Origin of the sequence: Jannaschia aquimarina, from assembly GCF_000877395.1 — a bacterium.
Taxonomy (GTDB): domain Bacteria; phylum Pseudomonadota; class Alphaproteobacteria; order Rhodobacterales; family Rhodobacteraceae; genus Jannaschia; species Jannaschia aquimarina.
In genome coordinates this window covers 79563-104888 of sequence record NZ_JYFE01000025.1, presented here as the reverse complement: position 1 = coordinate 104888, position 25326 = coordinate 79563, and the positions used below count along the sequence as shown (strand labels likewise).

24 protein-coding genes and 1 tRNA gene are annotated in these 25326 nt (G+C 67.1%); 12 read left to right on the top strand and 13 right to left on the bottom strand.

All coding sequences use genetic code 11. The annotated features are described in order from the left end of the window. The first annotated feature begins 8 nt into the window (after positions 1-8). From jaqu_RS06940 to jaqu_RS06930, 3 genes are read left to right on the top strand one after another with little or no spacing between them, the layout of a single operon-like run. Positions 9-1490: an efflux RND transporter periplasmic adaptor subunit gene (locus jaqu_RS06940; protein ID WP_052500824.1), complete on the top strand. Its 1482-nt coding sequence runs from the start codon at positions 9-11 to the stop codon at positions 1488-1490. Between the two features lie 11 nt (positions 1491-1501). Continuing rightward, positions 1502-4570 carry an efflux RND transporter permease subunit gene (locus jaqu_RS06935; protein WP_043918230.1) on the top strand — a complete coding sequence of 1023 codons (3069 nt, stop codon included), beginning with the start codon at positions 1502-1504 and terminating at the stop codon, positions 4568-4570. 53 nt (positions 4571-4623) lie between these two features. Further along, positions 4624-5250 (top strand): OsmC family protein, encoded by a 627-nt coding sequence (locus jaqu_RS06930; protein ID WP_043918229.1) that lies wholly within the window; start codon positions 4624-4626, stop codon positions 5248-5250. 49 nt (positions 5251-5299) lie between these two features. Here the strand turns inward: jaqu_RS06930 and jaqu_RS06925 are convergent, their stop codons facing one another. Then, a complete protein-coding gene (locus jaqu_RS06925) occupies positions 5300-5707 on the bottom strand; it encodes a GFA family protein (RefSeq protein ID WP_043918228.1) in 408 nt (135 codons plus the stop codon). A gap of 58 nt (positions 5708-5765) precedes the next feature. On the opposite strand from jaqu_RS06925, the gene jaqu_RS06920 reads away from it, so the two are divergent. Continuing rightward, on the top strand, positions 5766-6296 hold the full coding sequence (locus jaqu_RS06920; RefSeq protein ID WP_043918227.1) for an ester cyclase: 531 nt from the start codon (positions 5766-5768) through the stop codon (positions 6294-6296). Between the two features lie 4 nt (positions 6297-6300). Here jaqu_RS06920 and jaqu_RS06915 read toward each other — a convergent pair whose 3' ends face one another. Both jaqu_RS06915 and jaqu_RS06910 read right to left on the bottom strand, forming a co-directional pair. Next, positions 6301-6687, bottom strand: coding sequence for a response regulator (locus tag jaqu_RS06915; protein WP_043918226.1), 387 nt, complete (start codon positions 6685-6687; stop codon positions 6301-6303). 81 nt (positions 6688-6768) lie between these two features. Beyond that, the gene (locus tag jaqu_RS06910; protein ID WP_043918225.1) at positions 6769-6984 is read right to left on the bottom strand and encodes a hypothetical protein; all 216 of its coding nucleotides are present in this window, start codon (positions 6982-6984) and stop codon (positions 6769-6771) included. Positions 6985-7062: 78 nt separating this feature from the next. Here jaqu_RS06910 and jaqu_RS06905 point away from each other — a divergent pair, with 78 nt between their 5' ends. After that, the gene (locus jaqu_RS06905) at positions 7063-7335 is read left to right on the top strand and encodes a DUF2312 domain-containing protein (protein ID WP_043918224.1); all 273 of its coding nucleotides are present in this window, start codon (positions 7063-7065) and stop codon (positions 7333-7335) included. A 25-nt stretch (positions 7336-7360) separates the two neighbouring features. Here the strand turns inward: jaqu_RS06905 and jaqu_RS06900 are convergent, their stop codons facing one another. Continuing rightward, positions 7361-8233, bottom strand: coding sequence for a hypothetical protein (locus jaqu_RS06900; RefSeq protein ID WP_043918223.1), 873 nt, complete (start codon positions 8231-8233; stop codon positions 7361-7363). A gap of 154 nt (positions 8234-8387) precedes the next feature. Here jaqu_RS06900 and jaqu_RS06895 point away from each other — a divergent pair. Continuing rightward, positions 8388-8460, top strand: a tRNA-Thr gene (locus tag jaqu_RS06895). Between the two features lie 134 nt (positions 8461-8594). Beyond that, positions 8595-8954 carry a hypothetical protein gene (locus jaqu_RS06890; protein WP_236687806.1) on the top strand — a complete coding sequence of 120 codons (360 nt, stop codon included), beginning with the start codon at positions 8595-8597 and terminating at the stop codon, positions 8952-8954. Between the two features lie 6 nt (positions 8955-8960). On the opposite strand, the gene jaqu_RS06885 is transcribed toward jaqu_RS06890, so the two are convergent. Further along, entirely contained in the window at positions 8961-9689 is a 729-nt protein-coding gene (locus tag jaqu_RS06885; RefSeq protein WP_043918221.1) for an SDR family NAD(P)-dependent oxidoreductase, read from the bottom strand. Between the two features lie 87 nt (positions 9690-9776). Here jaqu_RS06885 and jaqu_RS06880 point away from each other — a divergent pair, with 87 nt between their 5' ends. From jaqu_RS06880 to jaqu_RS06870, 3 genes are all read left to right on the top strand, one after another. Further along, positions 9777-10157, top strand: a complete 381-nt coding sequence (locus jaqu_RS06880) for a DUF4112 domain-containing protein (RefSeq protein ID WP_043918220.1) — start codon at positions 9777-9779, stop codon at positions 10155-10157. A gap of 158 nt (positions 10158-10315) precedes the next feature. Beyond that, positions 10316-11227, top strand: a complete 912-nt coding sequence (locus jaqu_RS06875) for a YihY/virulence factor BrkB family protein (RefSeq protein WP_236687805.1) — start codon at positions 10316-10318, stop codon at positions 11225-11227. Then, the gene (locus jaqu_RS06870; protein ID WP_043918218.1) at positions 11217-12386 is read left to right on the top strand and encodes an AI-2E family transporter; all 1170 of its coding nucleotides are present in this window, start codon (positions 11217-11219) and stop codon (positions 12384-12386) included. The genes jaqu_RS06875 and jaqu_RS06870 overlap by 11 nt, the downstream gene beginning before the upstream one ends. A gap of 56 nt (positions 12387-12442) precedes the next feature. Here the strand turns inward: jaqu_RS06870 and jaqu_RS06865 are convergent, their stop codons facing one another. Next, positions 12443-14797 (bottom strand): YbcC family protein, encoded by a 2355-nt coding sequence (locus jaqu_RS06865; RefSeq protein ID WP_043918217.1) that lies wholly within the window; start codon positions 14795-14797, stop codon positions 12443-12445. Between the two features lie 4 nt (positions 14798-14801). Next, positions 14802-16349: a proton-conducting transporter transmembrane domain-containing protein gene (locus jaqu_RS06860; protein WP_043918216.1), complete on the bottom strand. Its 1548-nt coding sequence runs from the start codon at positions 16347-16349 to the stop codon at positions 14802-14804. A 100-nt stretch (positions 16350-16449) separates the two neighbouring features. Here jaqu_RS06860 and jaqu_RS06855 point away from each other — a divergent pair, with 100 nt between their 5' ends. Together jaqu_RS06855 and jaqu_RS06850 are read left to right on the top strand one after the other, a co-directional pair. Further along, complete coding sequence (locus jaqu_RS06855; protein WP_043918215.1) at positions 16450-17334, top strand: LysR family transcriptional regulator; 885 nt, start codon at positions 16450-16452, stop codon at positions 17332-17334. 226 nt (positions 17335-17560) lie between these two features. Then, on the top strand, positions 17561-18526 hold the full coding sequence (locus jaqu_RS06850) for a DUF4123 domain-containing protein (RefSeq protein WP_161793838.1): 966 nt from the start codon (positions 17561-17563) through the stop codon (positions 18524-18526). Here the strand turns inward: jaqu_RS06850 and jaqu_RS06845 are convergent. From jaqu_RS06845 to jaqu_RS06820, 6 genes are read right to left on the bottom strand one after another with little or no spacing between them, the layout of a single operon-like run. Beyond that, positions 18495-19013, bottom strand: coding sequence for a hypothetical protein (locus jaqu_RS06845; RefSeq protein WP_141134344.1), 519 nt, complete (start codon positions 19011-19013; stop codon positions 18495-18497). The two genes, jaqu_RS06850 and jaqu_RS06845, sit on opposite strands and share 32 nt — an antisense overlap. After that, positions 19000-19779 carry a C40 family peptidase gene (locus jaqu_RS20555; RefSeq protein ID WP_052500822.1) on the bottom strand — a complete coding sequence of 260 codons (780 nt, stop codon included), beginning with the start codon at positions 19777-19779 and terminating at the stop codon, positions 19000-19002. The genes jaqu_RS06845 and jaqu_RS20555 overlap by 14 nt, the downstream gene beginning before the upstream one ends. Then, the gene (locus jaqu_RS06835; protein WP_043918211.1) at positions 19776-20543 is read right to left on the bottom strand and encodes a hypothetical protein; all 768 of its coding nucleotides are present in this window, start codon (positions 20541-20543) and stop codon (positions 19776-19778) included. The genes jaqu_RS20555 and jaqu_RS06835 overlap by 4 nt, the downstream gene beginning before the upstream one ends. After that, on the bottom strand, positions 20543-21451 hold the full coding sequence (locus jaqu_RS06830) for a hypothetical protein (protein ID WP_043918210.1): 909 nt from the start codon (positions 21449-21451) through the stop codon (positions 20543-20545). Before jaqu_RS06830 ends, jaqu_RS06835 begins: the two co-directional genes overlap by 1 nt. Continuing rightward, positions 21448-24180, bottom strand: a complete 2733-nt coding sequence (locus tag jaqu_RS06825; protein WP_043918209.1) for a toxin VasX — start codon at positions 24178-24180, stop codon at positions 21448-21450. The genes jaqu_RS06830 and jaqu_RS06825 overlap by 4 nt, the downstream gene beginning before the upstream one ends. Then, positions 24177-25130 (bottom strand): DUF4123 domain-containing protein, encoded by a 954-nt coding sequence (locus jaqu_RS06820; protein WP_043918208.1) that lies wholly within the window; start codon positions 25128-25130, stop codon positions 24177-24179. Before jaqu_RS06820 ends, jaqu_RS06825 begins: the two co-directional genes overlap by 4 nt. Positions 25131-25326: the final 196 nt, after the last annotated feature.

The window sequence follows — 25326 nt, the reverse complement described above, 5'->3', positions numbered from 1 at the left end:
TTCCCCACATGTCCTTCGATTTCGTCTTCCTTCTCATCCTGATCGCATCGCTCTGGCTCGGCGCGCTTGGCGGTTTGCTGCGAATGGCGGCCGCCGCCGTTCTCCTTGCCGCAGCCGGGCTAGCGGCGCTGGCGGGACAGGCCGGGCTGGCGATGGCGGGGCTGGGGCTGTGGGTCGCGGCGATGGTCGTCCTGGGCATGATCCGGAGGCCCGCATCGGCAGGGCGCGGCATGCGCCTGAGCGGTGCGGCGCTCGGGCTGGCGCAGGCCGGGGGTGCGATCCTCTTGCTGCCCGGCCTTTTGCTGGGCGGCGTCTACCGGGATGCGCCCGACGCGGCGCAGCACCTGCGCGGGGCGACCGTCTACGGCCCGATCGCCGGGATCGCTCACTCGGTGGCGCTGGGCAGCCGGTCCGGGGCCCTCGCCTATCCCGCGCCGCTGGCGGGAACGGCCGCTCCCCGCGAGGCGATCGTGCCGATGATCGACTGGGCGGCCGCCATGCCGTTTGGCGACGATGCGATCCGGGCGCTGCCGGGACAGGTACGGGCTCTGGATCGCGCGCCGCTGGCCTTCGAGGTGGATGGGCGCGTCAGCCGGGTCACCGTGGATATCGGCGAGCGGTTCGAGGAGGGCGACGTTCTGGCGGAGCTGGATACGCACCTGCTGGAGATCGCCCTTCAGGAGCGCCGTGCCGCGCTGATCGAGGCGGAGGCCCGCCTTGAAGAGTCGCGTCAGGAATTCGACCGCCAGAGCGTCCTTTTCGCACGGGGCGTCGTTTCGGAAGCGCTGCTGGAGACCGTGCAGGCCTCGCTGGATGCGGCACGCAGCCGCCACGAGATCGCACTCCGCGGGATCGAGACAGCCCAGGATCGGCTGAATGACGCCACGTTGCGCGCGCCCTACGATGGCAGCGTCGCGGCCCGACTGGTCGAGCCGGCGCAGACCGTCGCATCCGGACGTCCCGTGCTGGAGATCCAGAGCAATGGCGGCGGCTTCGAAATCACCGCGACGGTTCCCGATACAGTCGTCTCGCGCCTGCGCATTGGCACCGAACATGACGCCGTTCTGCTGGACGGCTCCGAGGCCACCTTCACGGCGACGCTGAGGGATATCGGCGCGCGCTCGATCAGCACGGCGGGGTTTCCGGTCACACTGTCGGTGCGCGACGCCGAAGCGGATCTACGGACCGGAATGAGCCTGGAGATCGCCTTCCGGCTGGCCAATGCGCATGGCGGGACCGACTTGCTGGCGATCCCCGTCGAGGCGATCGCCGCCGATGCGGATCAGGGCCACACGGTCTTCCGCGTCGATGCGGAGGACGACGTGCTGCGTCGTGTTCCGGTGGTCCTGGCCGGAACGGAGGGCGGCCTCGCGCTCGTCTCGGACGGGCTTGAGCCCGGTGACCGGGTCGCCACGCGCGGCATCGTCTTCCTCGAAGACGGCCAGAGGGTCCGCCTGCGCGGCACCGGCGTGGCCCGCTACGACCAATAAGGAGAAACGGCATGTTGACCCGACTCGCTCATAGCTACCAGCGCCTCGTCTTCTTTGTCGTGGCCGTCCTGATGGGGTTCGGCGCCTACAGCTACTTCACGCTGCCCGCGCAGGAGGACCCGCAGATCACGATTCGCGAGGCGATCGTGACGACCGCCTATCCCGGCCTGTCGCCGGAACGGGTGGAACAGCTGGTGACCAAGCCGCTGGAGCGCGCGATCCGTCAGATCCCCGAGGTGGAGGAGATCCGCTCCTCGTCGCTGCCGGGGACGTCGATCATCCATGTGGAGGTGTTCGACCGGTTCTTCGAACTGGATCAGATCTGGGACGACCTGCGCGCCGAGGTGGAATTGGCGCAGGCCGATCTGCCGGACGGCGCGCGCCCTTCCGTGGTCTCGGACGATGTGGGTGACGTGGCCGTGGTCACCGCGGCCCTGCGCTCGACCGATCACGATCTGGCCGAGCTGGGGGACATGGTGAACCACGTGCGCGACAGGCTCTACGGCGAGGCCGGGGTCAAGAGCATCGACGTCGTCGGCCGCCAGCCGGAGCGTATCTACATCGAGACCCGCAACGCGCGGCTGGCCGAGTTGGGCATCAGCCCCGACGCCATCACCGCGACGCTGGCCAATCAGAACATCATCCGTCCCGGCGGGCAGATCGACATCGGCCCGCGCGCGCTCATCATCGAGCCCACGGGCGACTATCGCAGCTTGGAGCAAATCGCGGAGACGCTGATCTCCCTGCCCGACGGCACGTCGATCCCCCTGCGCGATATCGCGCGGATCGAGCGCAGTCTGGTCGATCCGGCCCCGCAATCGGCCTTCTACAACGGTGATCCGGCAATCGTCTTCGCCATCGCCATGCAGGAGGGTAACAACGTCCTCGAGTTCGGGCCTCGCATCGCCGAGGCGCTGGACGAGATCGAGGCGGGTCTGCCGGTGGGCATGACCTTGGACATCGTCACCTTTCAGCCTGATCAGGTGGAGCAGGCCGTCCATGGCGTGACGATTAATGTCTTGCAGACGCTTGGCATCGTGCTGGCGGTCGTGGTGTTGCTGCTGGGTCTGCGGACCGGCTTGATCGTCGGTGCCATCGTGCCCCTCGTGATGCTGTCCACGCTGGCAGTGATGGGTTTTCTGGGCCTGCCGCTGGAGCGGATGAGCCTTGCCACGCTCGTCATCGCGCTGGGTCTGCTGGTGGATGCGGGGGTCGTGGTAGCCGAAGACTTCAAGGCGCGTCTCAGCGACGGTGCCGACAAGGACGAGGCGCTGGAGCGGACCGGGCGGGAATTGTCCCTGCCGCTGCTGTCGTCGACGGCGACGACGATCCTCGTTTTCCTGCCGCTGATGCTGGCCGAGCATGTCGCCGGGGAATACACGCGGTCGATCTCGATCGTGGTGGCGATCGCGCTGTCGATTTCGTGGCTTCTGGCGATGACGGTGACACCCGTCCTGTCGCACCGCTTCGCGACTGCCGAGACGGACGGCGCGCGCCCCTATTACGAGCGCATGTTCGACCCCCTGGTGCGCGGTTACGGTCGCCTGATCGAAGGCGTGCTGAAAGTGCGCGGCCTCTTCGTCGGCACGATGCTGGCGGGGCTGGCCGGAGGGGCGGCGCTGGTCGTCACCTCGCCGCAGAGCTTCTTTCCAGACAGCGACCGGGCGCAGCTCATCACCTATGTCTACCTGCCGGCCGACGTGACCACCGAGGCGACCGAGGCCGAGATGGCGGCGCTGCTGCCGACATTGACGCCCGAGCGGTTCGACTGGCTGGAAGATCACGCCGCCTATGTCGGCACGGGCGGGCCGCGTTTTGTGTTGTCGCTGACGCCTGTCGATCCGGCGCCCAACCGGGCCGTCCTGATCATGAACGTGGACGATCCCGCGAACGTGGACCGCGCGATGGACGAGTTGCGCGACCATCTGGCGGCCGAGTTCGCCCACTTGCAGGCGCATGTCACGCGCATGTTCCTCGGGCCGACCGACAGCGCCATCCTCGAGGTGCAGGTCAAGGGGCCGGACCGGGCCTTCGTCTACGAGACCGCGTCCCGCGTGGAGGAGATCATCGCGACCGTTCCGGGCGCCCGCGACATCCGTCAGGATTGGGAGAACCGGATCCCGCGCGTCGTTGTCCATGTCGACCAGACCCGCGCCCGCCGGGCCGGGGTCACCTCGGCCGACGTGGCCCGCTCGATGTCCGCCTATTTCTCGGGCCGCGCCGTCTCGGAATTCCGCGAGGGCGACGATACGATCCCCATCGTGGCGCGCGCCGTGGATGCGGAGCGGACCGATCTGGACCGCGTGCGCAGCCTGTCGGTCTTCGGGCAGGACGGATCCGTCGTTCCGCTGATGCAGGTCGCGGATGTGGAACTGGTCAACGGCTATGCCCGGATCGAGCGCGAGGGGCTGACCCGCACGGTGACCGTGCAGGGGCGGTCCGAGGTGATGGGCGCCGAGGATATGGCGCCCCTCATCGAGGACGATCTGGACGCGCTCCGCGCAGAGCTTCCGCCCGGCCACACGATCGAATTCGACGGCATCCTCGTGCAATCGGGCGAGGGGCGAGCTGCGCTGCTGGCGAGCATGCCGCTTTGCCTGGCCGTCGTTGTCGTGCTGCTGATCGCGCAGTTCAACTCCTTCCGCCGGCCCGCGATCATTCTCGCCACGGTCCCGCTGGTGGTTCTGGGGGCAGGGCTGGGGTTGCGGCTCTTCGATGCGGAGTTCGGCTTCATGCCGATCCTGGGCTTGCTGAGCCTGGCGGGCATCATCCTCAACAATGCGATCGTCCTGATCGACCGGATCGACATCGAGCGCGCGGAGGGCCGCGAGGGCGACGACGCCATCGTGGAAGCCGCGAAGCGCCGCCTCCGACCCATCGTGATGACGACGGTGACGACCATCCTCGGCCTGCTGCCGCTGATCCTGTCGAACGACCCGCTCTTCTACGGGATGGCTGTGGTCATGGCCGGTGGGCTTGCGGTGGGGACGGTGCTGACGCTGGGCTTCGTCCCGGTGCTCTATTCGCTGTTCTTCGCCGAGCGCGGCGCGCGCGTCGCGGCGCGGCGGCAAGCCGCCTGACGCGGGCGGCGCGCCTGCCCGCAAATCGTAACCAGGACGAAAGGAGAACCGTCATGACGGATGTGAACTGGACCATGAACGAAGACACCATCGTGCGCCGCGTGTCAAAGGCGCCCCGGCAGGATACCCTGCCCGATCCGAGCTTCGAGAAGGTGAAGCGGGGGGGCCGGATGCGCTTCGACGCTCATGTGAACGTCGAGAGCATGCCCGAAGGGATGCACCTGAAGCGGGCGACGGTCTTCTCGAATGTCCCGAACGGTGGCACCTGGGAGATCGTCAGCGACGAGGGCACCGCCGTCGGCGGGCGCGGATCCGCCCCGTCACCGCTTATGTACTTCGCCGCCGGTCTGGGGCTCTGCCTGATGAGCCATGTGGAGATGCTGGCAAAGTCCCGCGGCTTCCGGATCGACCGGGCGCGCCTGGAACAGCGCGCGAGCTGGACCACGACGCTGGATCTGGGCGACGTCCATCCCGAGGACGTTCAGGGCCTGCCTGAGGGGGCGGAGATGAACCTGATCATCGAAAGCTCCGACAGCGCCGAGAAGGTGGCCGAATTCGTCGGCCATTGCCGCCGGGCCTGCATGGCGCTGCAAGCCGTCGCCTCGGCCACGCCCGTCGCGACGACGCTGGTCCTGAACGGACAGGAAATCGGAGAGATCGGCGGCCGTCGCGCCGCCTGACCCGTTCCGGTGATCGGACAAGGCGCGAAGGGGGGGCTAATAGAAGGGATCAGCGCCGGAGCCGGGCCTCGTATCGCAGAATCCCGGCCACCCCGCCTCCACCGTCCGAGGGATGGTTTATCCCGTCCATCACCTCCACCTCCGGGAAGTCGAACGGGCTCACGCCCTCTAGGATAGCGACGTTTATGCCGTACTCGTCTGGGTTGGACCGGCGCTTGTGGTGGGTGTAGATCCCGCACGTTCCGCAGAACCAGTGCTCCGCGACACCGGTGCCGAAGCGGTAGGACCGAAGCGTCTCGCCGGACAGGATCTCCACGCCCGACAGCGGCGCCGACACGGCGACCGCGCCCCGCATCCGGCAGAAGGAGCAATCGCAGCGCCGCGCTGTCGACAGGCCGTCGGAGAGGGTCACGCGAAGACGGACGGCGCCGCAATGGCACGCTGCGGATTGAGGCATGGGCCGATCTCCGGTCGGGGCTAGGTCAGAGAGGACGATAAGCCCGAGGGGGATCGAGATGAAGGGCACACGCCCGGAGCAGGCCGCGCTGACGCGCGGCACCGACATGAGCAAGACAGAAGAGACCCGCGCCGTGATCGAAGGCATGGTCGACGGTCTGAACGATCACCGGATCGCCGACATGGGCGAGTTCTTCGCCGAAGGTTTCCGCTGGATGGGCAATCGCGGCTGCGGCACGAAAGAGGGACTGCGCGCCTTCCAGGACAATTGGCAGAAGCCGTTTCAGGCCGCGTTCGGCGACAAGGTCTGCATCGACGAGGCGCGGCTTTACATGGGCGAATGGGCGGCCGCGTTCGGGCGGCAGGAGGCGACCCATCGCGGGATCTTCATGGGCGTGCCCCCGACGGGCAAACGCGTCACCATTCGCTACATGGATTTCTGGAAGGTCGAGGACGGCCGGATCGTGGACAATTGGGTCATGGTCGATTTCGCCGACGTCCTGGCGCAGCTGGGCGTCGACGTCTTTGACGGCGAAGGCTGGGAGCGGTTCGACAGGGGCGAAGCCACGCCGCCCGAGCCGCCGGGGTGACCGGTCAGATCGCCTGCTGCCGGATCAGGTGATCGAGGTGCTGCTCCAACTCCGTCCAGGGGGTCGGCTTGGAGAGGGCGGGCGCGTCGGGGAAGCGCTCGGCCACGTCCTCGGGACGGGTGTGGCCCGAATGGAAGAGGAAAGGGATGCGGCGGCGCGTCAGGTCCTCGGCCAGGGGGGTCGAGTCGCCGTCCGGCAGGCGCATGTCGAGGATGGCCGCGTCGATGCGGTCGCTTCGCTCTTCCAGAAGTTGGGCACCTTGCGCCACGCTCTCGGCGATCAGGGCCGCTGCGCCGGCATCCTCCAGTTGGAGGGACAGGTCGAGCGAGATCAGGACCTCATCCTCGACCACCAGAACGGTCCGGCCCGAAAGGCTGCCTGCATCACTCATAAGACCCCACCGGCCGCACCGGCCCGCCCTTGCCAATCCCGTTCGCAGCAACCTGATCCGGCCGCTTCGCAGGTCAAGCCGTCAGGACAGGAAGACGCCCAGGACCACCATCATCAGCCCGATCGTCGAACAGGCCAGTGCGCCCAGATTGATCGCGACGAGGCCGCGCAGGCGCGCCTCCATCTCGGGGCCTTCCAGCCTGGCTCGCCGGGCCCGCAGGGCCACGAGGATGCACCAGCCCAGCCCGGCCAGTCCCGCGACCGTGAGGGCCGCTCCGATCCAGACCAGTGCCGTCATGCGTGCCTCCGTTGCATCGTCCCCGCGGGGGCGCTAACCCGCGGGCCTGACCAGAGGCAAGGGCTGCGGGAGACAGGCATGAGCGATACGGGTGCGGGACAGGGATCGGACGGAAATTACGGCGTGGCCGCCGAGGAATTGCGGCAATTCGTCGAGCGGATCGAGCATCTGGAGGCCGAGAAGAGCGATATCGCCGAGCAGATCAAGGAAGTCTTCGCCGAAGCCAAGGGGCGCGGCTACGACACCAAGGTGATGCGCAAGGTCGTCGCCCTGCGCAAGCGCGAGCCGGACGACATCGCCGAGGAAGAGGCCGTGCTCGACATGTACAAGGAAGCGCTGGGGATGCGCTGACCGGACCACGGCCCGCGGCGGCGCGTCAGGGTGTCAGGAAGGTGATGCCCGGCAGGTGCTGGAGGCGGGCCACGTCCTCTTCGTAGATTTCCGACAGGGCGGCGACGGCTTCGGAGGTCCACCCCTCGGTCGTGATCTCGGGCTCGACCGCTTCGGGATCGGCGAACTTGCCCAGGAAGGCCGTGGCCACCTTGCGCCAGGTTGACCGGGTCGCCGCGGGGTTGTCCGCCAGATAGGTCTGCATCCGGCGGAAGCCGACATCGGTCATCACGTGCTGCGCCATGGCGTCCGCCCCCTCCATCGGCTCCTCGACGCCCGAGAGCAGGGCCAGCACCTCGGGCAGCAGAAGCGGCAGGTCCTCGTGGCACCAGACGGTGAAGGGCACGTCCGGGCAACTGGCCCGGATCGCCTTGATCGGCTCGGACCAGCGCATGGCCGTCAGGTCGTGGCCGTCCAGGAACTCTTCCAGTTGGTCGATCCGCGAGGCCTCGAAGATCGCGGGGACGAAGGTCGCCGGGTTCCGGATCGCCATGAAGAACGAGACGTCGTGTTCGGGGAACAGGTTGCGCAGCAGCGCCGCCCGGCGCCCGGCATCGGAATACATGCGCGTGCCGTCCAGAACCTTTGCGTAGATGCCGAGAAACGCTTCGTAGGACAGGATCACGCGGGCGGGTTCGACGCCGTCCTCAAGCATCTCGGCCAGCAGGGCGTTCTGCGCATCGGGCATCAATCCGCCCGATCCCGCCGATTGCGCCGCCTTGCGGATCGCCGGCCGGGCGCGGCCCGGGGGCGGCACGGTGACGCCCGCGGCGTCCAGCGCGCCCGAATTGCGCTGTAACGTCCTTAGGATCAGGTCCTCGTCGGTCCGGTGCGCCCCGAGATGGATGGCGATCTGCATGAGCCTCGCTGCCGCTTGTCCTTCGCGGCACCCGACCGCGTCCGCCACGTTAGCTTGGCGGGCGGTGGCGGGGCAATCCATGTGGATGGCTTTGGATAATCCAGCTTGCGCGCGCTTGCCCGATCCGCCCGCGGGCACTATGGCAAGGCTGCGGGCCGGTATAGCTCAGCTGGTAGAGCATCTGATTTGTAATCAGAGGGTCGGGGGTTCGAGTCCCTCTGCCGGCACCGCCATCACTTGACCGGGGATCACGGGGGGCGAGGGTGAGCACCGCCTGTCTGAACGGATGGGGCGCCACGCTTCACGAGACGCTTGTTGGTTGGGTCGCGGAATGGGGCCCGACATCCGGTGTCTGCAAGAGGTGGTGCACAGCCCCGCCAGCGACAGGGACGTCCTGACCTATCGGGACGTCGTTCACAAGGATTACGAGCCGGAGGGCTACGGCGATCATCCGCGGTCGCGCAGCGCACATGGCCTGCGGGTCCACGATCATGCGGCCGGTTGGGCGATTTGTGTCGTCCACGTGCACGGTCTTCGCGACCTGCGGGGCAAGATGGACACGCCCGCACGCGCGGCTCAGGCAGACCGGTTGATCTGGATGGTGGAACGCCTCTCGCAGCCCGACGACATGCTGGTCGATCCGGTCGCATCCGTCCGTGGCTTCGAGGTCGTACGCTCACCCGAGGTTTCGGACCATTGCCCGCCGGTTCTCGACCTCTGAGCGGGGTCAGTAGGTCGCGCGCCCGCCGCTCAGGTCGAAGACGGCGCCGGTGGTGAAGCTGTTGGCCGGGGAGACGCACCAGACGATCATTTCGGCGGCCTCCTCGACTTCCAGGAACCGGGCGCGGGGGATCTTGGAGAGCATGTAGTCGATATGCTCCTGGCTCATCTGCTCGAAGATCGGCGTCCGCGCGGCGGCTGGGGTCACGCAATTCACCGCGACATCGACATCCGCCATTTCCTTTCCCAGCGACTTGGTGAAGCCGATCACCCCGGCCTTCGACGCGGAATAGGCGCAGGCATTCGGGTTGCCCTCTTTCCCGGCGACGGAGGCGATGTTGAGGATCCGGCCGTAGCCGCGCTCCCGCATCCCCCGCGCGACGGCGCGATTGACCAGGAAGGTGCCCGTCAGGTTCACGTCGACGATACGCCGGAACTCTGCCGGGTCGTAATCCGTGACGGGGGCGTTCGACCCCGCGATGCCCGCCGAATGCACCAGGATCGAGGGCGCGCCCAGGTCCCGTTCGGTCGCTGCGAGCGCCTCGGCGATGGATGCCTCGTCGGTCACATCGCAGGCGACCGCCAGCGTGCCCAGCGCCTCGCATGTCTGGGCGTTGTGGGACGCGCTGTCCCAGCTTGCCACCCGTGCCCCCGCTTCGGTGAGGCCGCGCATCACGGCCGCTCCGATCCCCTGCGCGGCGCCGGTCACGACCGCGATCTGTCCGTCCAGTGTCATGGCATTCCTCCCGGCCCGAGCCTAGGCGCGAGGGCGCTTTCGGTCCACCACCGGGAACCGCGAGGCGGGCTGTCGCGTAGAACTTCAATGGATGACCTCGTGACCCGACTGGACCGGCTCGACCGTCTTGCCCACAATCTGGACAGCCGGTTCCGCATTCCCGGAACCGGGATCCGGTTCGGATGGGACTCGATCCTGGGCCTCGTGCCGGGGCTCGGCGATGTCGCGACCGTGGCGCCGGCGGCCTACATCTGGATGGAGGGGCACCGGTTGGGTGCCTCGAACGCCGTCAAGGGGCGCATGGCCTTCAACATCGCTTTGGACTGGGTCGTGGGATCCGTGCCGCTGGTTGGCGATCTGCTGGATCTGGGCCTCAAGGCCAATCGCCGCAACGCAGCCTTGTTGCGAAAGCATCTGGCGCCCGAGACCATGGACGCCCCGGCGCCGGACCTGTTGTCCGCCGCCTGACGGCGGCCGGTGCGACGGAACATCGCGGCCCCTCGCAAGTTCCGTCTTCAGAACGGGATTGTGAGCGAGGGAAGATCATGGCCGACCGGAATCGACCGGCAAGCGCGCGACAGGCCGCCCGGCAACAGCCGGGGCGGGGTCGGGATGCGGCATCGCCGATGGCGATTCCCAAGGCCGGATGGAAAGACATCTTCTGGCGGGTAAAGGGGCAGATCGCGGCGGACCACGTTGCGCTCGTCTCGGCGGGTGTTGCGTTCTACGGGCTTCTGGCAGTCTTCCCGGCGATCACGGCTCTCATGGCGATCACCGGCCTCATCTACGCCCCGGCGGAACTGGTTTCGGCGTTGGAGGGGATCACCAGAGTCGTCCCCTCGCAAGTATCCGAGATCCTGCTGGGTCAGGCCCGGGAACTCGCGCAGGGGGAGACGGCAGGGTTGACCCTGGGCGCCATGCTGGGTTTCGGGCTTGCTCTCTGGTCGGCCTCCGCAGGCGTCGGCAGCCTGATCGAAGGGATCAACCTGGCCTACGATGAAAAGGAGACGCGCAGCTTCGTCCGTCTCAAGCTGACGACGATCGGTCTGACGCTGGCTATGATCCTTGGGGTGATTGCCGCGCTGGCGCTGGTGGTCGCGCTGCCGGTCGCGCTGAGCTTTCTGACCTTCTCGCCCACGATGGAGTTGCTCGTCCGCCTTCTGTCCTACGTTCCGCTGGCGGCGATCGTGATCGGCGGCCTGGCGGTGCTCTACCGCGTCGGTCCTGACCGGGCACCCGCGACCCTGGGCTGGTTGTCGCCGGGGGCCGTCGCGGCGACGATCCTGTGGCTGGTGGCGTCGATCGGGTTCACGATCTATGTGTCGAACTTCGCCTCCTACAACGAGACCTTTGGCAGTCTGGGGGGCGCTGTGGTGCTGTTGATGTGGATGTGGATCTCGGCCTTCGTGATCCTTCTGGGGGCGGAACTGAACTCGGAGATCGAAGCACAGACCGCGCGGGATACCACGACCGGCCCGCGCGAGCCGATGGGCCATCGCAATGCCGTCAAGGCGGACGAGCTTGGCGATGTCGCCTGAAGACGGCCGCACGGCGCGGGACGCTCAGTCGGCTGTCCGAAGCGACCGCCACGGAGCGGAGGGCCGGCCCCATCCGCTGACCGTGCCCGTGACGGGTATCTTCATCATCTTGCTGATCCAGGCTCTGATCGTGGCGGCTGGGTTCCTGCTTCCGGTGACGGCGGCCTTGCTGGGGTACTTCATTCTGAACGCCCCGCGGCGCGGGCTACAGCGATTGGGCGTGCCCGCACCGATCGCCGCGGCCCTGTTCACGCTGACGATCACCGCGGTCGTCGTCTTCGGCGTCACCGCGCTCGCAGTGCCTGTCCAAGCCTTCGTCACCGACCTTCCGACCCTGATGGATCGGGCGATGATCCAGTTGACCGGCCCCGGCGGCCCGCTGGAGGCGATCTCGCTGGCGGCAGAGGCGACCGAAGAGGCGATGGACGAGGCAAACGGAGGCAATGCTCCGATGCAGGTGGAGGTCGTGTCCGACTCGAGTATCGCCTCTTCGGTCTTCTCGGTCGCGCCGGGCCTCTTGAGCCAGATCATCTTTGCGGTCTGTCTTCTTTTCTTCCTCGTCGCTTCTGGCGACACCTTCATCCAGAAGGCCATTCAAATCGCCGACCGGTTCGAAGACAAGCGCGCGACGCTCCAGACGATCCGGATGATCGAACGGGGCCTGGGGAATTACCTCGGCTCGATCACGCTGATCAATATCGGGCTTGGGATCTCCATCGGCGTGGCCATGTGGTTCTGGGGAATGCCCACCGCCTACCTTTTCGGGATCATGGCGACCGCGCTGAACTTCGTGCCCTTCGTTGGCGCCGTGATCGGGGCGGCGGTCGCGGGTATCTCTGGCTTCGTCTTCTTTCAGGACACGTTCGCGGGATTTGGAATCTTCCTGACCTACTATGCGCTGACCGCGTTCGAGGGCCAGTTCGTGACGCCCGCCCTGTTGGGACAGCGGCTGCGCCTCAACAAGACGATGGTCTTTCTGTCGGTCGCATTCTTCGCATGGATCTGGTCCGTCATGGGGATGGTCGTTGCCGTGCCAATGCTGATTGTCTTGAAGGTCATCTGCGACTCGATCCCGCGCCTGAACAAGGTTGGCATGTTCCTGGGCGACGCGGACGGCATCGTCAGCCCGATGGCCGGTAAGGGCCGCCGGGCGTCTTAGCCGATGTCGCGGCGGCAGGGCAGCCGAGCCGATCCGGGCGCCCCTGTCGCGCCGCGTCAAGCAGCCAGCGCGGGACTGGGCGGCGTTTCCCATGCCAGACCGGGACGATAGCGCGCATCCACGCGGCCGTCAGACAGCGTGAGCAGGTGCAGCCAGCCATTATCGAAGAGCGCACGGACGTGGGGGTGCCGCTCCAGAACGTCCGCGATCGCGTCTCGCGGGGCCTCGATCATGACCGTCAGGCGCAGGGGCTCATGACGCAGGCTCTCTCCGTCGTGGATCGCCTGCCACGGCAGACCAGGACGCAGGCGGCCGCCATTGCCCTCGATGACCCCAATGCCGCCCACGACGTTGTGGATCAGCTTGTTGCCCCCGCCGAACACTTCGGGCGCCACCGATGACCCATAGTATTGCAGGCTGATCCAACTCGCGACGACCACGGGCGCGGTGAGGATCAGCTCCAGAGTCGCGAAGGCCTCATCGGCGCGCCAGTCGTAGCTGTGCAGGAAGGCCCGGCCGCCCAGATCGCGACCGGCGGTCGCCCCGCGCGGCGCCGCGATAAAGGCGGCACAGCCCGCGAGGCCCCATTCGGGCCGCGTCTCGGCCCAGTTGAGTGCGCGCGCGGCGACCGTTTCGGGCGTCGCCCCAGGCAGCGAAGGCGCGCGTTCGGCCCGCGCGATCCGGCCTGCCTGCGCCAGCCAGCGGCGGGTTTCGGTCAGATCGCCCTCGGCTACATCGTAGAGCGTCACCTCGTCGGTCGTGGTGTCGTGAAGGCCGGCCACGAAGCGTGTGTCATGGGGCAGGTCCACGCCTCGGTCAGCGAGACCGGCCCGCGCCTCAGGATCGTTCAGAAGCGAGGCGAGTAGCCGGGCCGAGACGTCCCCCGCATAGCCGCCACACGCGCCACAATGATACGCGCTCTCATGCGGGTTGTTGGTGACGTGGCCACCATGGCCCAGCAGCAGGACGATGCGTCCGTGCCCGCCGGTGAGGCTCATCGCCTTGAGGACAGTTGCGGCGGTGTCGGCCTTTGTCTCGGCGGAGAGGCCGTCGGCCACGCGCGGAGCCGGGTCCGGTGCGGGCGCGCCTCCGCCAAGGCCGAGCGCGTCCTTGACCAGCTTGCCCGCATAGAGCGGGCCCGCCGCCTCGACGAAGGCGAAGGAGGAGACGGCCGCCTGCCGGAACCGGTTCCAGGCCCGGCCCGCGCGGGCGGTGATGCGGGCCTGCCGGTCGGCGGCCTCGGAGGTCTGGGTCACCGTTTCCATGGCCGGGTTCAGCAGCACCGGCAGCCGCGCCTCGGACACGTCCGAGCCCTTGGCGCGGTGCGACAGCGGCAGGCCGAAGAAGCCTGCGAAACCGATGGTCTGGATGGTGGGATCGACGCTTTCGAGCGCCCGGCGGAACACCTCGGAGCGCACATCGATGCAGAAGGCGGCCTGAAGCGCGGGCCGCTCGGCGCCCGGGGCGGCGCCATCCAGCGCATCCGTCAGGCGGCGCTGATGCGCGCGGTCGGCGGCCTCTTGCAGGATGGCGAGCGCGACCTCCGTTTTGGACGGCTCGATTGGCCTGGAATGGGCGGCGACGGTCTCGGCCCAGGCCTCGGCGATGGAGGGCACGCGGGCAAGAAGCGCCTCTTCCCAGATCAGGCGAATGGCCAGCAGGTCGCGCATCGTGCCGTCGGTCCCGCCTGCGAGTTCGGCCTGCCAGAGCAGCCAGCGCGCATGTTGCGACCAGCCGCCCAGATCCATGTAGAGCCGGTGGAAGGCGCTCTCGGCGGCGTCACCCGTCAGGCCGAGGGCCCCGGCCGCGCGCTCGATCGCCCGATCGGCTGTGTCGGGCGCGCTGACGACATGGGCGCAAAAGCCGGTGAGTCCCGCGATTTCCGGCGTCAGGTCGTGGCCGGCCCAGGCGCGCCAGGCGGCAAAGCAATCCTGACCCGGCGCGGGTGCCCAAAGCGCCTGACCGTTGTCGAACCGGCCCGCCGCCCAGAGGCCGATGGTCTTTTCGACTACGGATGGCCAGTCCGTGCCGGTCGCCTCCGCCGCGAGGTCGGCGACCGTCGGCAGTGCCTGTATCGGGGTCGCGGGTGCGGCTTTGGCCATCGCCGTCAGCGCTGCGACATCCTTGGGTTTGAGCGGCGACGTCGCGGCGGCGAGTGCGTCGGCGAGGTCGTCCGTCCCGATCCGGCCCGATGCGATGGCGGCGGCGTAGTCCGTGAAGTCCTGTGTCGCACGCGCCCCGCTGGCACGGGTCAGGCGAGCCGACGCGGTGGCGAGATCCTCGCCGGTCTGGCCGAGGAACGGGTTGACCGCGACCGTCGCCTCCAACGGGAAAGCCGGGGGGATCAGGCGGGCGGCCGCATCGGCGGCGCTGAGCAGGTCGGACGTGGCCTTGGACATCATAGGCTCCATGGGTTCAGGAGGATTTCGCGGACCGGAAGCCGCCGATCCAGCGGTCCAGCAAAGCGTTCAGGTAGAGGCCGTTGGCGAGATGCACGCGCAGCCCCGCCGTGGCCGGATGATGGGACCAGAGCGGAAAGAGGGCCTGCGCGAACGCCACGAGACCAAAGGACAGCACCGTCAGCACGATCAGCGCCCATTCCAGCGCGCCCGGCACCGGGGCAGGGGGCAGGCCGGGGCCCCAGATCGCTTCGGCAACGGCTTGGAAGGTGAAATAGCCGATCGCCGCGGCGAGAGAGGCGAGCGCCGTGCGCTTGGTCAATGCCGCCGGGGCCAGATCCGCCAAACCCTGTGCCACCAGATAGGCGACGCCGAAGATCAGGATTGCACCCAGCGCGAGGGCTTGCGCGCTCTTTGGGCCGACAAGCAGGGTGAAAGCGGTCGCGATCGCGCCATAGAGCAGGAGGGCGAGCCCGAAGGATTTCAGCACCGCTCCGAGGCTGGGAACGGCTACAGGGCCGGGCCGGCGGATCGAGGACACCGCCGCCACGGCGCCCCCCGAGGACAGGAAGGCATGGGCCTTGTAGAGCGAATGCGCCACGATATGCAGAAGCGCCAGCGCCCACAGGCCAAGGCCGCATTGCAGAAGCAGGAACCCCATCTGTGAGACGGTCGACCAGGCGAGAGACGTCTTGACGGCGCTTTGGGTTAGCATGACCGCCGCTCCGAACAGTGCCGTCAGGCCCCCGATCATCACCAGCGCCGCCATCGCAGCGGGGCTCAGTTGCACCAAGGCGGCCGCGCCGATCAGAAGGACGCCGCCGGAATTGATGATGCCCGCATGGAGCAGCGCCGAGACGGGTGTCGGTGCTTCCATCACTTCGGTGAGCCAGCCGTGCAGAGGGAAGGCCGCCGTCTTGAGAACGGCCGCCAACAGGATCAATGCGACACCCACGCTGCCTGTACCGCCCAACCCATCCTCGGTCGCGCGCGAGGCGAGTTCCGTCAGGTCGCCGGTCTGGAACCGGGCCGAGAGGACGACCGCGGCAAGCAAAAGCGCTGCGTCGCCGCCATGCCAGGCCAAGGCGAACTTCGTGGCCGCGCGGCCTGCCTCGGGGCGGTCCGGATAAAAGAGCAGGAGCCGACGCAGGCAAAGCCCCACGGCGATCGTCGCCAGCATCATCAGCCAGATATTGGCCGCCTGAACGAAGACCAGAACGGCCGCCAGCGTCGCGAGCATCAGCCCATGGAACGCGCCCTCGTTCGCTTCGCCATCCAGATAGGTCCGGCTGTAGCGCATCACGACCCAACCGATGAACGCGACCAGCAGACCAAGCGTCAGCGAGACCGGGCTGGCATGCAGGCCCAGGACGCTCGTTTCGGCGTTGCCGAAGGCCAGCGCCTGAACCACCCCGACGACCGCGAGCGCCAGCGCGCCGAGTGCCGCCAATTCCGCCAAACGAGGGACATTCCCCGGCCGCCGGCCGGGAGACGCGAAGGCCGCCCCGGCCCCGATCAACAGAAAGATCGGGCCGATGAAGGACAGCGAGAGGTCGAATGGCATGATCTGGCTCCGATCCGAATATGTCGGGAAGGGAGGTAGAGCGTGACGGGGTGAAATAAAATTGCATATATTGGGATAAACCGTTCTATCATATAGAAGCATGTCTTCCCTCAATCTCCACCATCTGCGCCTCTTCCGCGCCGTCGCCCGGGACGGCACCCTGACCGGCGCGGCGCGCCACCTGAACATCTCGCAATCGGCGGTCTCGACGCAGATCAAGGCGCTGGAGGCGTCGTTGGGTCATGCGCTGTTCGACCGCGTCGGCCGAAACCTCGCCTTGACCGAGGCGGGGCGCATCGCGCTGGATCACGCAGAACAGATCTTTCGCGCCGCCGATGACCTGTCCGCTACTCTGCGGGCGGCGGGCAGCCCGCGGCGGGCATTGCGGATCGGGGCATTGGCCACGCTGTCGCGGAATTTTCAGATCGGCTTCCTGCGACCGCTGATCGGGCGCGGCGATGTCGAGATTGTCCTACGCTCAGGTTCGCAGGCGGACCTCTTGCGCGCGCTCGACGCGATGTCGCTGGACATCGTGCTGACAAATCTCGTGCCCGCCCGCGACGCGTCCAGCCCCTACCTCGTCCAGCGGCTGGACGAGCAGCCCGTCAGCATCGTCGGCAGCCCCGCGCGTGCATCGGGCAGGGCGGACTCCGTCCGGGAAATACTGGAAACGCATCCGCTGGTGGTGCCCACGCCTGAGACGGCATTGCGGGCTGGGCTGGACGGATTGCTCGAACGGCTGGGTATCCTGCCCCGCATTGCCGCAGAGGGCGACGACATGGCCATGTTGCGTCTTCTGGTGCGCGAGGATGTCGGCGTCGCGGTCATCCCGCCCATCGTTGTCCGCGACGAACTATCGTCAGGCCGGTTGGTGGAACTGGCGCGCCTCGACGACATCACCGAGATGTTCTGCGCGGTGACCACGCAGCGGCGGTTTCCCAATCCGCTTGTCTCCGAACTGCTGGATCGGAGCGGAGGTGGCTAGCGGACGCTGGCGCGGAGACGGGCTGGCCGGAGGCCAAATCCGGCGTTTGCGGGGCATCGGATTGGCCGGGGGGGCCGACCATGTTCCAAAGGCCGCAATCTTGAGACGATGATGGGCGGGTTGAGCCCGGCCGCTTGCCAGGCGCGGACGGCTTCGGCATCACCTGCCGGGCAATCCGGCGTCTTTTCGCCCACGATGCGTTCCGATCCGGTCGAGCTTCATGACGATGTCCATCCCCGCCTCCGCTTTCGTGACACCGGCCCCGGTCTGGGCCTGCCGTGTCACGGTCAGGGACTCGGCGGGGGTCGCCTATTCCGGCCTCGGGCTGGCCCGCGCGACACGTGCCCATCTGGGTCTACGTGCTTTGCTGCGGCAGGCCGAAAGCGAGCGTGGGGGCGAAGCCGAAGGCGAAGTGATCGCCGAGGCGTCGGAGGCGCCGCTCGACGAGATCGTGACCCTTGCGGCCTCGCTGACCGACGGCCAGGACGTGCTCCTGGGGCCCCTCGGACTGGACGAGCCGGCCCGCGCGGCGAATTTGGCCGGTCTGACCGGAGGCTTCGACCGGGAAGAGCTTGCAGATGTCTCTCCGTTCGACGCGCGCACCGAGGATCGGTCATGCCCGGCTTCCCTGCGGGACGTCCTGTTTCCGGAGACCCCCGACCGTGTCGGCGCGGCGGAGGATCACACCTATGCGGTCCTCGATGCGGCGCGCGTCTTCGGCTTGGCGGACCGAATTGCCGCGTCGGGTCTCGATCATGCCTGTCTGTTCCAGGGAGAGGCCGCGCGCGTCCATGCCGACAGCGCCCCCTACGTCGTCCGGCTGATGCCGGGGAACGGCTTCGTCCGTGCCCTGTTCAGCGCCTTCCCCGACGACGATCTGCATGCGGGCCTCTGGCCGTCGCAACCCGGTATCTTCGTTCGCACGCCGCTGAGCCTGAAAGGGCTCCGCGCGCAGATGCGGCGTTTCACGATGGTTCGTGACAGCGCGACGGGCCGTCGCATCTATTTCCGGTTCTACGAGCCGACGACCTTCCGCACGCTGATCGCCAATTCAGAGCCCGGCGTGCTGTCGCAATTCGCGCGGGGTTGCCGGCTCTTCGTCGCCCCCGGCCCGCGAAACGGCGCAACGATCCTCCGCCGACGGCGGGAAGGACCGGCCTCTAGCGGCAGTTCGACGCCAGCGTCTCTGTAACCACGGGAGGCGGAGGGGTCGTGCTGCCCTCGCGGATCGCGACGGTATAGGGTCCGGCGTCCACCGTCAGGGTCGCGACGACGGGACAGCCCAGCTCGTCCGAGAACACGGCGCCGCGAAAGACGTATGCGCCCGGTCCGTCGCGCGTGAAGTCGATGAAATCCATGACCTGACCCACTTCGACAAGGTCGGCATAGGCGAGCCGTCCATCGACGATGAAGGTCGTGGAGATCATCAGCGAGACATTCGGATCGATCCCGTCGGACAGCGTCGCGAAATCGGCCGCGACGTAGCTGAGCCGCAGCAGACCCAATTCTCCATCTTCGGTCGGACGCATCGCGGAGACGAAGGTCTCTGCGGCCCGGATAGCGTGTACGCAATCGGCGAAGGGCAGGGCGCCCGAAAGGCACCCCTCACGGTTCCATTCCGCCGCCTGAGCAGCGACTGGCGCCAAAAGCGCGAGGGAGAGGGCGCTAGCGCGTACCATCGTAACCGTTCGCGCTGCCCGATTCAGCGCCATACTTCGCTTCGACCTCTGCCGCCGTCATCTTGGGGATCTCCAGGTATTCGGGGCAGGGGGTGAAGCCGGACGGTTTGCGGATGGATCGGATGGTCGAGCCCTTCGCATAGCGCGAGACATTCACCGCGAGCCCCGCGCGCGAGCCGTCATTGGCGATGCCCTGGTTGCCGCCCAGGCCCCACCAGCCATTGCCGTCAGTCGTCTCGCCGACGAGGATGGTGTTGTGGCCTTCCCAGCTGTCGGGGCTCCACTTGATCACGATGAGGGCGCCGACGAAGGGCTCGGTCGCGGTGCCCCAGTTCATCCAGCTCTGAGATCCGGCGCTGTTGGTCGACGGGAAGGCCTCGCCCGTGCGGGGATTGGTCGTGTTCTCCATCACCCAGTTGACGAAGCTGGAGCACCACGCCGTGTCATCGGTAAAGGAGTTGCCGGTCGACGCGTGGTATTCCTCGACCCGTGGGTTGCTTCCGCTGCCGCCGAGGATCTCCAGCGTTCCAAGCTCCGCCTCGGCGGTCTGGAGCCAGACCGGGTCGTCGCAGCAATTGCCCGTGGTGCAGTCCGGCGCGCGATCGCTGCCGGCCGTATCCGCGCCCTCGGCCGCGGCATCCAGTGGCGATGCACCGGCCGTCCCGCCCGGTGCGATGCCTGCGGGCAAGGGGACCTGAGGCAATCGAGCCAGTGCTGACCAGAAGGAGCGGCATCCCTCCTCGATCTGCGACGTGAAGGTGCTCATGCGCGTTCTCCTTCGACCAATGCCGTCCAGTAACTCAAAATGCCGTTGCCCAGGGCCAGGCGCCGCTCGGGCATCGAGCGGCCGTCCATCGCCAGCGCCGCAGAGATCCAGGGCTGGGCCGGATCGTCCAGAAGGCCCATGCCGTAATAGGGGGCCAATCCGACGACAGCCATCAGGTCCGGTCCGTCGAGTTTGAGCGCGGCGGCGGAGCGGCGGACCGCGTTGCCCAGATCCAGCCAGGCGGTCTGCGGGCGCGCCGTGTAGAGACGAGGCCAGGCGTCGGCCAGAAAGGCGAACAGCCATTGCGCGTCCGGGTCCCGGTCCTCGTCCCGGTAGAGGTCGGCGAAGGCGCGGCGAAGCCGGGCCATGTCCGCGGTGTCGGCCTGCATCGTCTCGAACCAGCGGCCGAGTTCATCCCATAGAAGCCCGGTGCTCTCGACGCGCCGATGGGTGCCGTCTGGCTCGATCCAGAGCGCGGTCTCCAGCATCGGGCGGTGCTGGGGATCGTGTTCGAACTCGACCCCCAGGATGCACGCGATCGCGAAATACCGCAGCAACTCGCACTCGACCTCGATACCGCGCGCTGCGGCGCGGGGCTGGCAGCGGCGAACGAAAGTCAGCAGGTCGGCGTCGCCCGTCTGCGACAAGCGAGGCCCGAAGGTCCGTCGGAGGTAGTCGCAGGCGATCCACTCGAACCGGTCCTGCCGTTCCGCGGAATAGGCCGCCGCGCCGGCCTCGGTGATGAAATCGGACGTGCTGAACATCAGTCGATCCTGAACCTCGTCTTGCCGGTCCGATAGGCTTCGGCGGCGGCGGCCTTGTAGGCCTCCGAGTCGATGACGGGCGGGGTGCGCATGGCGTCCCTGATAGCCAGCGCCGTTGCCTTGCGCATGGGATCGTCCAGATTGGGGCCGCGGAAGAGCGCGAGGTTGCGACAGATCCAGCGCAGCGGGTCGGCGGGACGGAAGCCCCCGGGCGGCTCGGGCTCGAATTCTTCGCCGATCGTCAGCTTTTCGAGCTGCCGCGCCAGATGAACGTTCTGATCATTCCTGGTCGGCGGGAAGGCCCCAATCATCATCGGGAGAGCCTTGTTTTTCTCGGTCCGCAAGTTGATCAGGACGGGGCCGAAGCCGACGTCGAATTCATCCAGTCGCTGATAACGCCTCATAACTGGTGATCGGTAAGGACCCGGATACACGCGCTCCAACGGCGCGGCGGCGACCCGCCCGCGATGGACGGTCCATACGACTTCCTCCACGGTGTCGAACCGCACGGGGGCGTGGCGTGGTACGACCAGCGCGAAGAGGATTGAGGAAAATGCGAGACCGAGAGAGAGAAGCAGACCTCCATGTACATGGAGCCAGCCCATTTCTAACGCCGAATTTCCCATTCGCGCGAAAGTCTCGTAGGTCATGAGCGATCCGTTTCGCACGGCGTCCTCATAGTTGGCCCGCATCGCGCCTTCCCAGTCGATTACGGCATGTAGCGACCTCAAGAGCGTGAAGCCGAATGGGTCGGGGAAGAACAAATCTCTGACGATGAACCCGGCAAGTATTCCAACCGACCCGAGAACCATGAAGAAGCGGAACTCCATGTCGCGAAAATCGACGACATCGAAGACGCCCGGCCCGCGAATGATGATCGAGCGGGAGAGATCGGGCCCAACGCTCATATTTCTGACGGCGAGAAGGTTTCGCTCGCCTCGAAGCTGTCATCACCCACCGTCCGTCCCAGAGTCGCCTCGACGCGGACAATATCGAAATGCAGCGAGCCGTTCGGGTTCGGCGGAGGTGAAACCGTGACTGCGGCTACGCCGGTCCGCACGAAACGCAGTCGCCCGAGTGTCGCGGGACGCTCACGCTGCATGGACCAATCGTTGTCGTATCCGACTTCGATCCGCAGACGCGCCACATCACCCGTGCTGCGCAACGCGTTGGAATGGAACTCGAGGATCCCGTCGCCTCGCGCACCGGTCTTGATCTCGAGCGACGAGAAGACGTCAATGAACCTAGCGAGTTCCTCGTCAAACTCTCTCCGAATGCTCTCGTAGCCAGCATGCGCTGGATCACCAAGCACGCGCGCGACCTCGAGACGCTCTGGCAAGCTTGCGCGTTGCACGCCCCAATATCTCGGCGAACGGCCCCAGAACGACGTTGCCACCCAGGCTTCGGCGTCGGAATTGCCCATGAGCGTCAGGATGAACCCGACCAGTAACACGGCGAGCGCGATGATCGCACCGATGCCGGTAGCCGCCAGCAATGCAATCCCGGCAATTGCCATCATCGCGTTCCCGACCATCATTCGCGTATCGGCCCGCTGATAGCCCTCGACCATCATCGCACCGGAAATCGCGACGCCGATGATGCCGAGGCATCGCACAAAGAGCTTCATGCCCCCGACTGCGACGGTTCCCCGGGCGCTCTGGATGCGGACGGCATTGCTCAGATTCTTAGCATTCCCGAAGAGCCGCGCCCGAGCCAACGCAGAGGCGGCGCGTTCCCTGACGGGCGAGAGCGTGCGCAGATTGTATGCGGAAGAGAAAGCGTCCGAAAAGCCCGCGATCAGCTGGACCAGGGGGTCCTGCACCGCGCGCCCCGCTCTCGTGATGTTGCGGTTGGGGGTCGCCCCGTAGCCGGTCGCCGTCGTGAAGAGCGACAGCATCGCCGCCATCAGGCCCAGACCGTTTGCGGCCGCATCGAAGGAGCGTGCGGTTCGCATGTTGTTGACCGAGGCGCTGTCGGGACGGATCTCGATGTCGACCCAGAACGTCACCATCCCGGGCCGCTCCGCTGCATCGGACGCGGTCAGGAAAAGCCGCGCCGTCTGGGTCACGCCCGTCGACGGGCGCAGCGTGAGATGGGCGGGCCGGACGTCGGTCCATTCCTGGTTCATCACCCTCTGGAACTCGGTCGACAGGCTGTCGACGCTGGCATGGCGGCCGAGATCGAAGCTGAACATCTCTTCGATGACGGACCTGACTTGCGGAGAGCTTGAGCCGTCGGCGAAGGATTGTGCCATCTCGCGGCCGTAGAAGGTCATCGCCGCGTTGATGGCCGGCAGCATGGCGTCGTGCCATTCCTGTCCCGCCTGGAGAAAGTCCTTCAGGCGCGCCATCGCGTCCAGGAACTTCAATCCGGGCTGACCGCCCTCGCCGCGGACCTTGGCGAGCAGGTGGTCCGAGCCGACCGGCGACGCGCCCAGCTTGGCCGCGCAGCGCGCGCAGACCGCCAGGGACGCGGCCAGCAACTCGTTACCGTAGGGTCCGGAATGATTGGCCGCCTCCTCCTCGAGCAGGGTCAACAGCTCCATCATGGTGCCCTTGCCGGTCCGCTCCTCCATCCGGGCGATGTTGGCGACGAGCTGTTCCTGTTCTTCGCTCATCCGGGCGAGCGTCGTCTCGATGGCGGACATCTGGGACCCGTAGGCCGGATCGAGGATAGACTCGTCGAACCCGCCGCGGTTGAAGATGATCCCCGGATCCGCATCCTCCATGATGCGGACCTGTTCGACGCATTCCTTGATCTTGATGGGATACTGGTACTCGGCCAAGAAGTTCTGCTTGGTCTGCTCGTACATCATCAGCGTGTGCGCCATGTCGAGATGCTCACCCACCGGGTCATGCACGGCGACCACGAGGCCGTTCTCCCATGCGTTGAGACAGTCGCCGACATTGCGCAGCGGAACCTGGTCGGCACCGGTCTGGCGCATGATGTTGTCGAAATCGAAGGCCGTCGAACTTCCGGCGGTCTGGCTTGTATCCTCCGGGGCGAAGGCGCGGCTGACGGACGCCAATTCTCGCAGTCGAACGGCCGTCTGGCCGTCTGGCGCGTGGACGTTGACTTCGGTCATCAGACGGTTGCGGAACGCCGCATCCGCTGCCGCCTTGTGGAAGAACCAGGACGGCCAGCGGTCTTCGCTATAGGCGACCCAGACCCGGCTGACCTGAGCCGAGACATAGGCATAGGTGAAATTGCGCGCGCTGCTCTCAAGAACCCAGGGGCCCTCGACGGTGCCGTCCTCCCATTCGTACTTGGTGAACGTGTAGCCCGTCAGCGTTCCCCGCGTGGCCGTGTCCTCGCGCAGGACGGACGAATTGTCGTCCTCGGGCGAGGTGACGTATCGCCAGATCTGCCAGCGCAGGTCCGGGCTGGTGGCGTTCTCGACGTGGTTGTCGGCGAGGATATAGACGAATCCCTGCCGCAGCCGCAGCAATTCGTGGTCCTTCTGTCCGGCCGGCTGGACCGACGGGATCGTCTGCGGCGGCATCGGAGCGCGGCTGCCTTTCAGCATCGCCTCGATGGCGTTGCCGGTCAGGCCGAAGCGCATGGGATAGATGGGAATGATCGAGGGATCGCAGGGGGAAACCCCCTGACCGGCCTCGTCCGTCGTCGAAAACGTCATGGCAATCCTTGCCTTCCAATATCTTCCACCGCCGTCTCGTAGGCGCGGGCACGATCCAATTGCGACAGGCCCCGCAGGTGCGAAATGGCACCCCATGCGGTGTCCGGATGGATCTGGAGATGCCAGGCCCGGACGGTCGCACGCACGAATGTATAAAGCGCCAGCTCGACGCGCAATCCAAGCGCGAAGCCGCGATGGCACAGTTCGGAGATGCGGCCCGGCGTGACCTCCATCTCTGGGACGTCCGCCCGCAATTCGTCCGCCACCGCGCGCTCGAACTCGATCCAGCGGGCAAGGCGCAAGGCGTCGTATTCCCGGTCCGACAGGACCAGAGAGCCGGTCGGCGCAGCTTCGGTCCGGGTCGGGGTCACGATGCGGAAGCGCCCGTCATGGGGCACGATCCACGTCAACGCCGTGCCGTCGCGCATCTGACACAGGCGAACCGCCGTATCGAGCGGGAGGCGGTCGTCGGCAAGGAAGTGGAACAGTCCGCCGGCATCCCAGAAGCGGAAATAGTACCACCTGTCCCGCCCGTCGCGGATCCGGGTGAAGCGGCGGAGTCGGTCGCGGATCTCGGCAAGCGTGCAGGGAGCCGTCACGACGACCCCCGCGTTGCGCCCCAGCAGGTCCAGCGGATCCGAAGACCGCGTCACGACATGTGCGCGCAGCCTGGCGTCATCGGTCATGTCGACCAGATACGGGGCGGCCTCTGCGTAGTCTTCGGCGGCCTCTCCGTCGAAGAGGCAGGCGAATTCCGCGCCCAGCCCCTCCAGACGCTCGGGCAGGCCCGGGATCTTGGCGGCGTCGAGCAGGGCGAAGACCCGCGTCTCGGCCGAAGGTTCGAGGAGGCTGGCGCCCTCCGCATCCGGCACGTCACAATAGCTCAGATACCCGCGTCGAGGCGGGCGGCCGTCGGCGGACGGAAAACGGGGCGGGACGGAGCTGTCCATGCCGCGCATCCTTCACGTGAATCCGTCGACTTCAAGGCAAGGCGGCGCGATCCGTGCAGGGACCCACACGGCGGTCAAGGGCGGGCGCAGGCACCGGACTGACGCGCCACAGCGGCAAGAAATTCGTTCGGGCACTCTGGCCTTCCCGATCCGGTTGCCTTTCGGTTATCCCTGACCACGGGGGCGTGGACAGTTG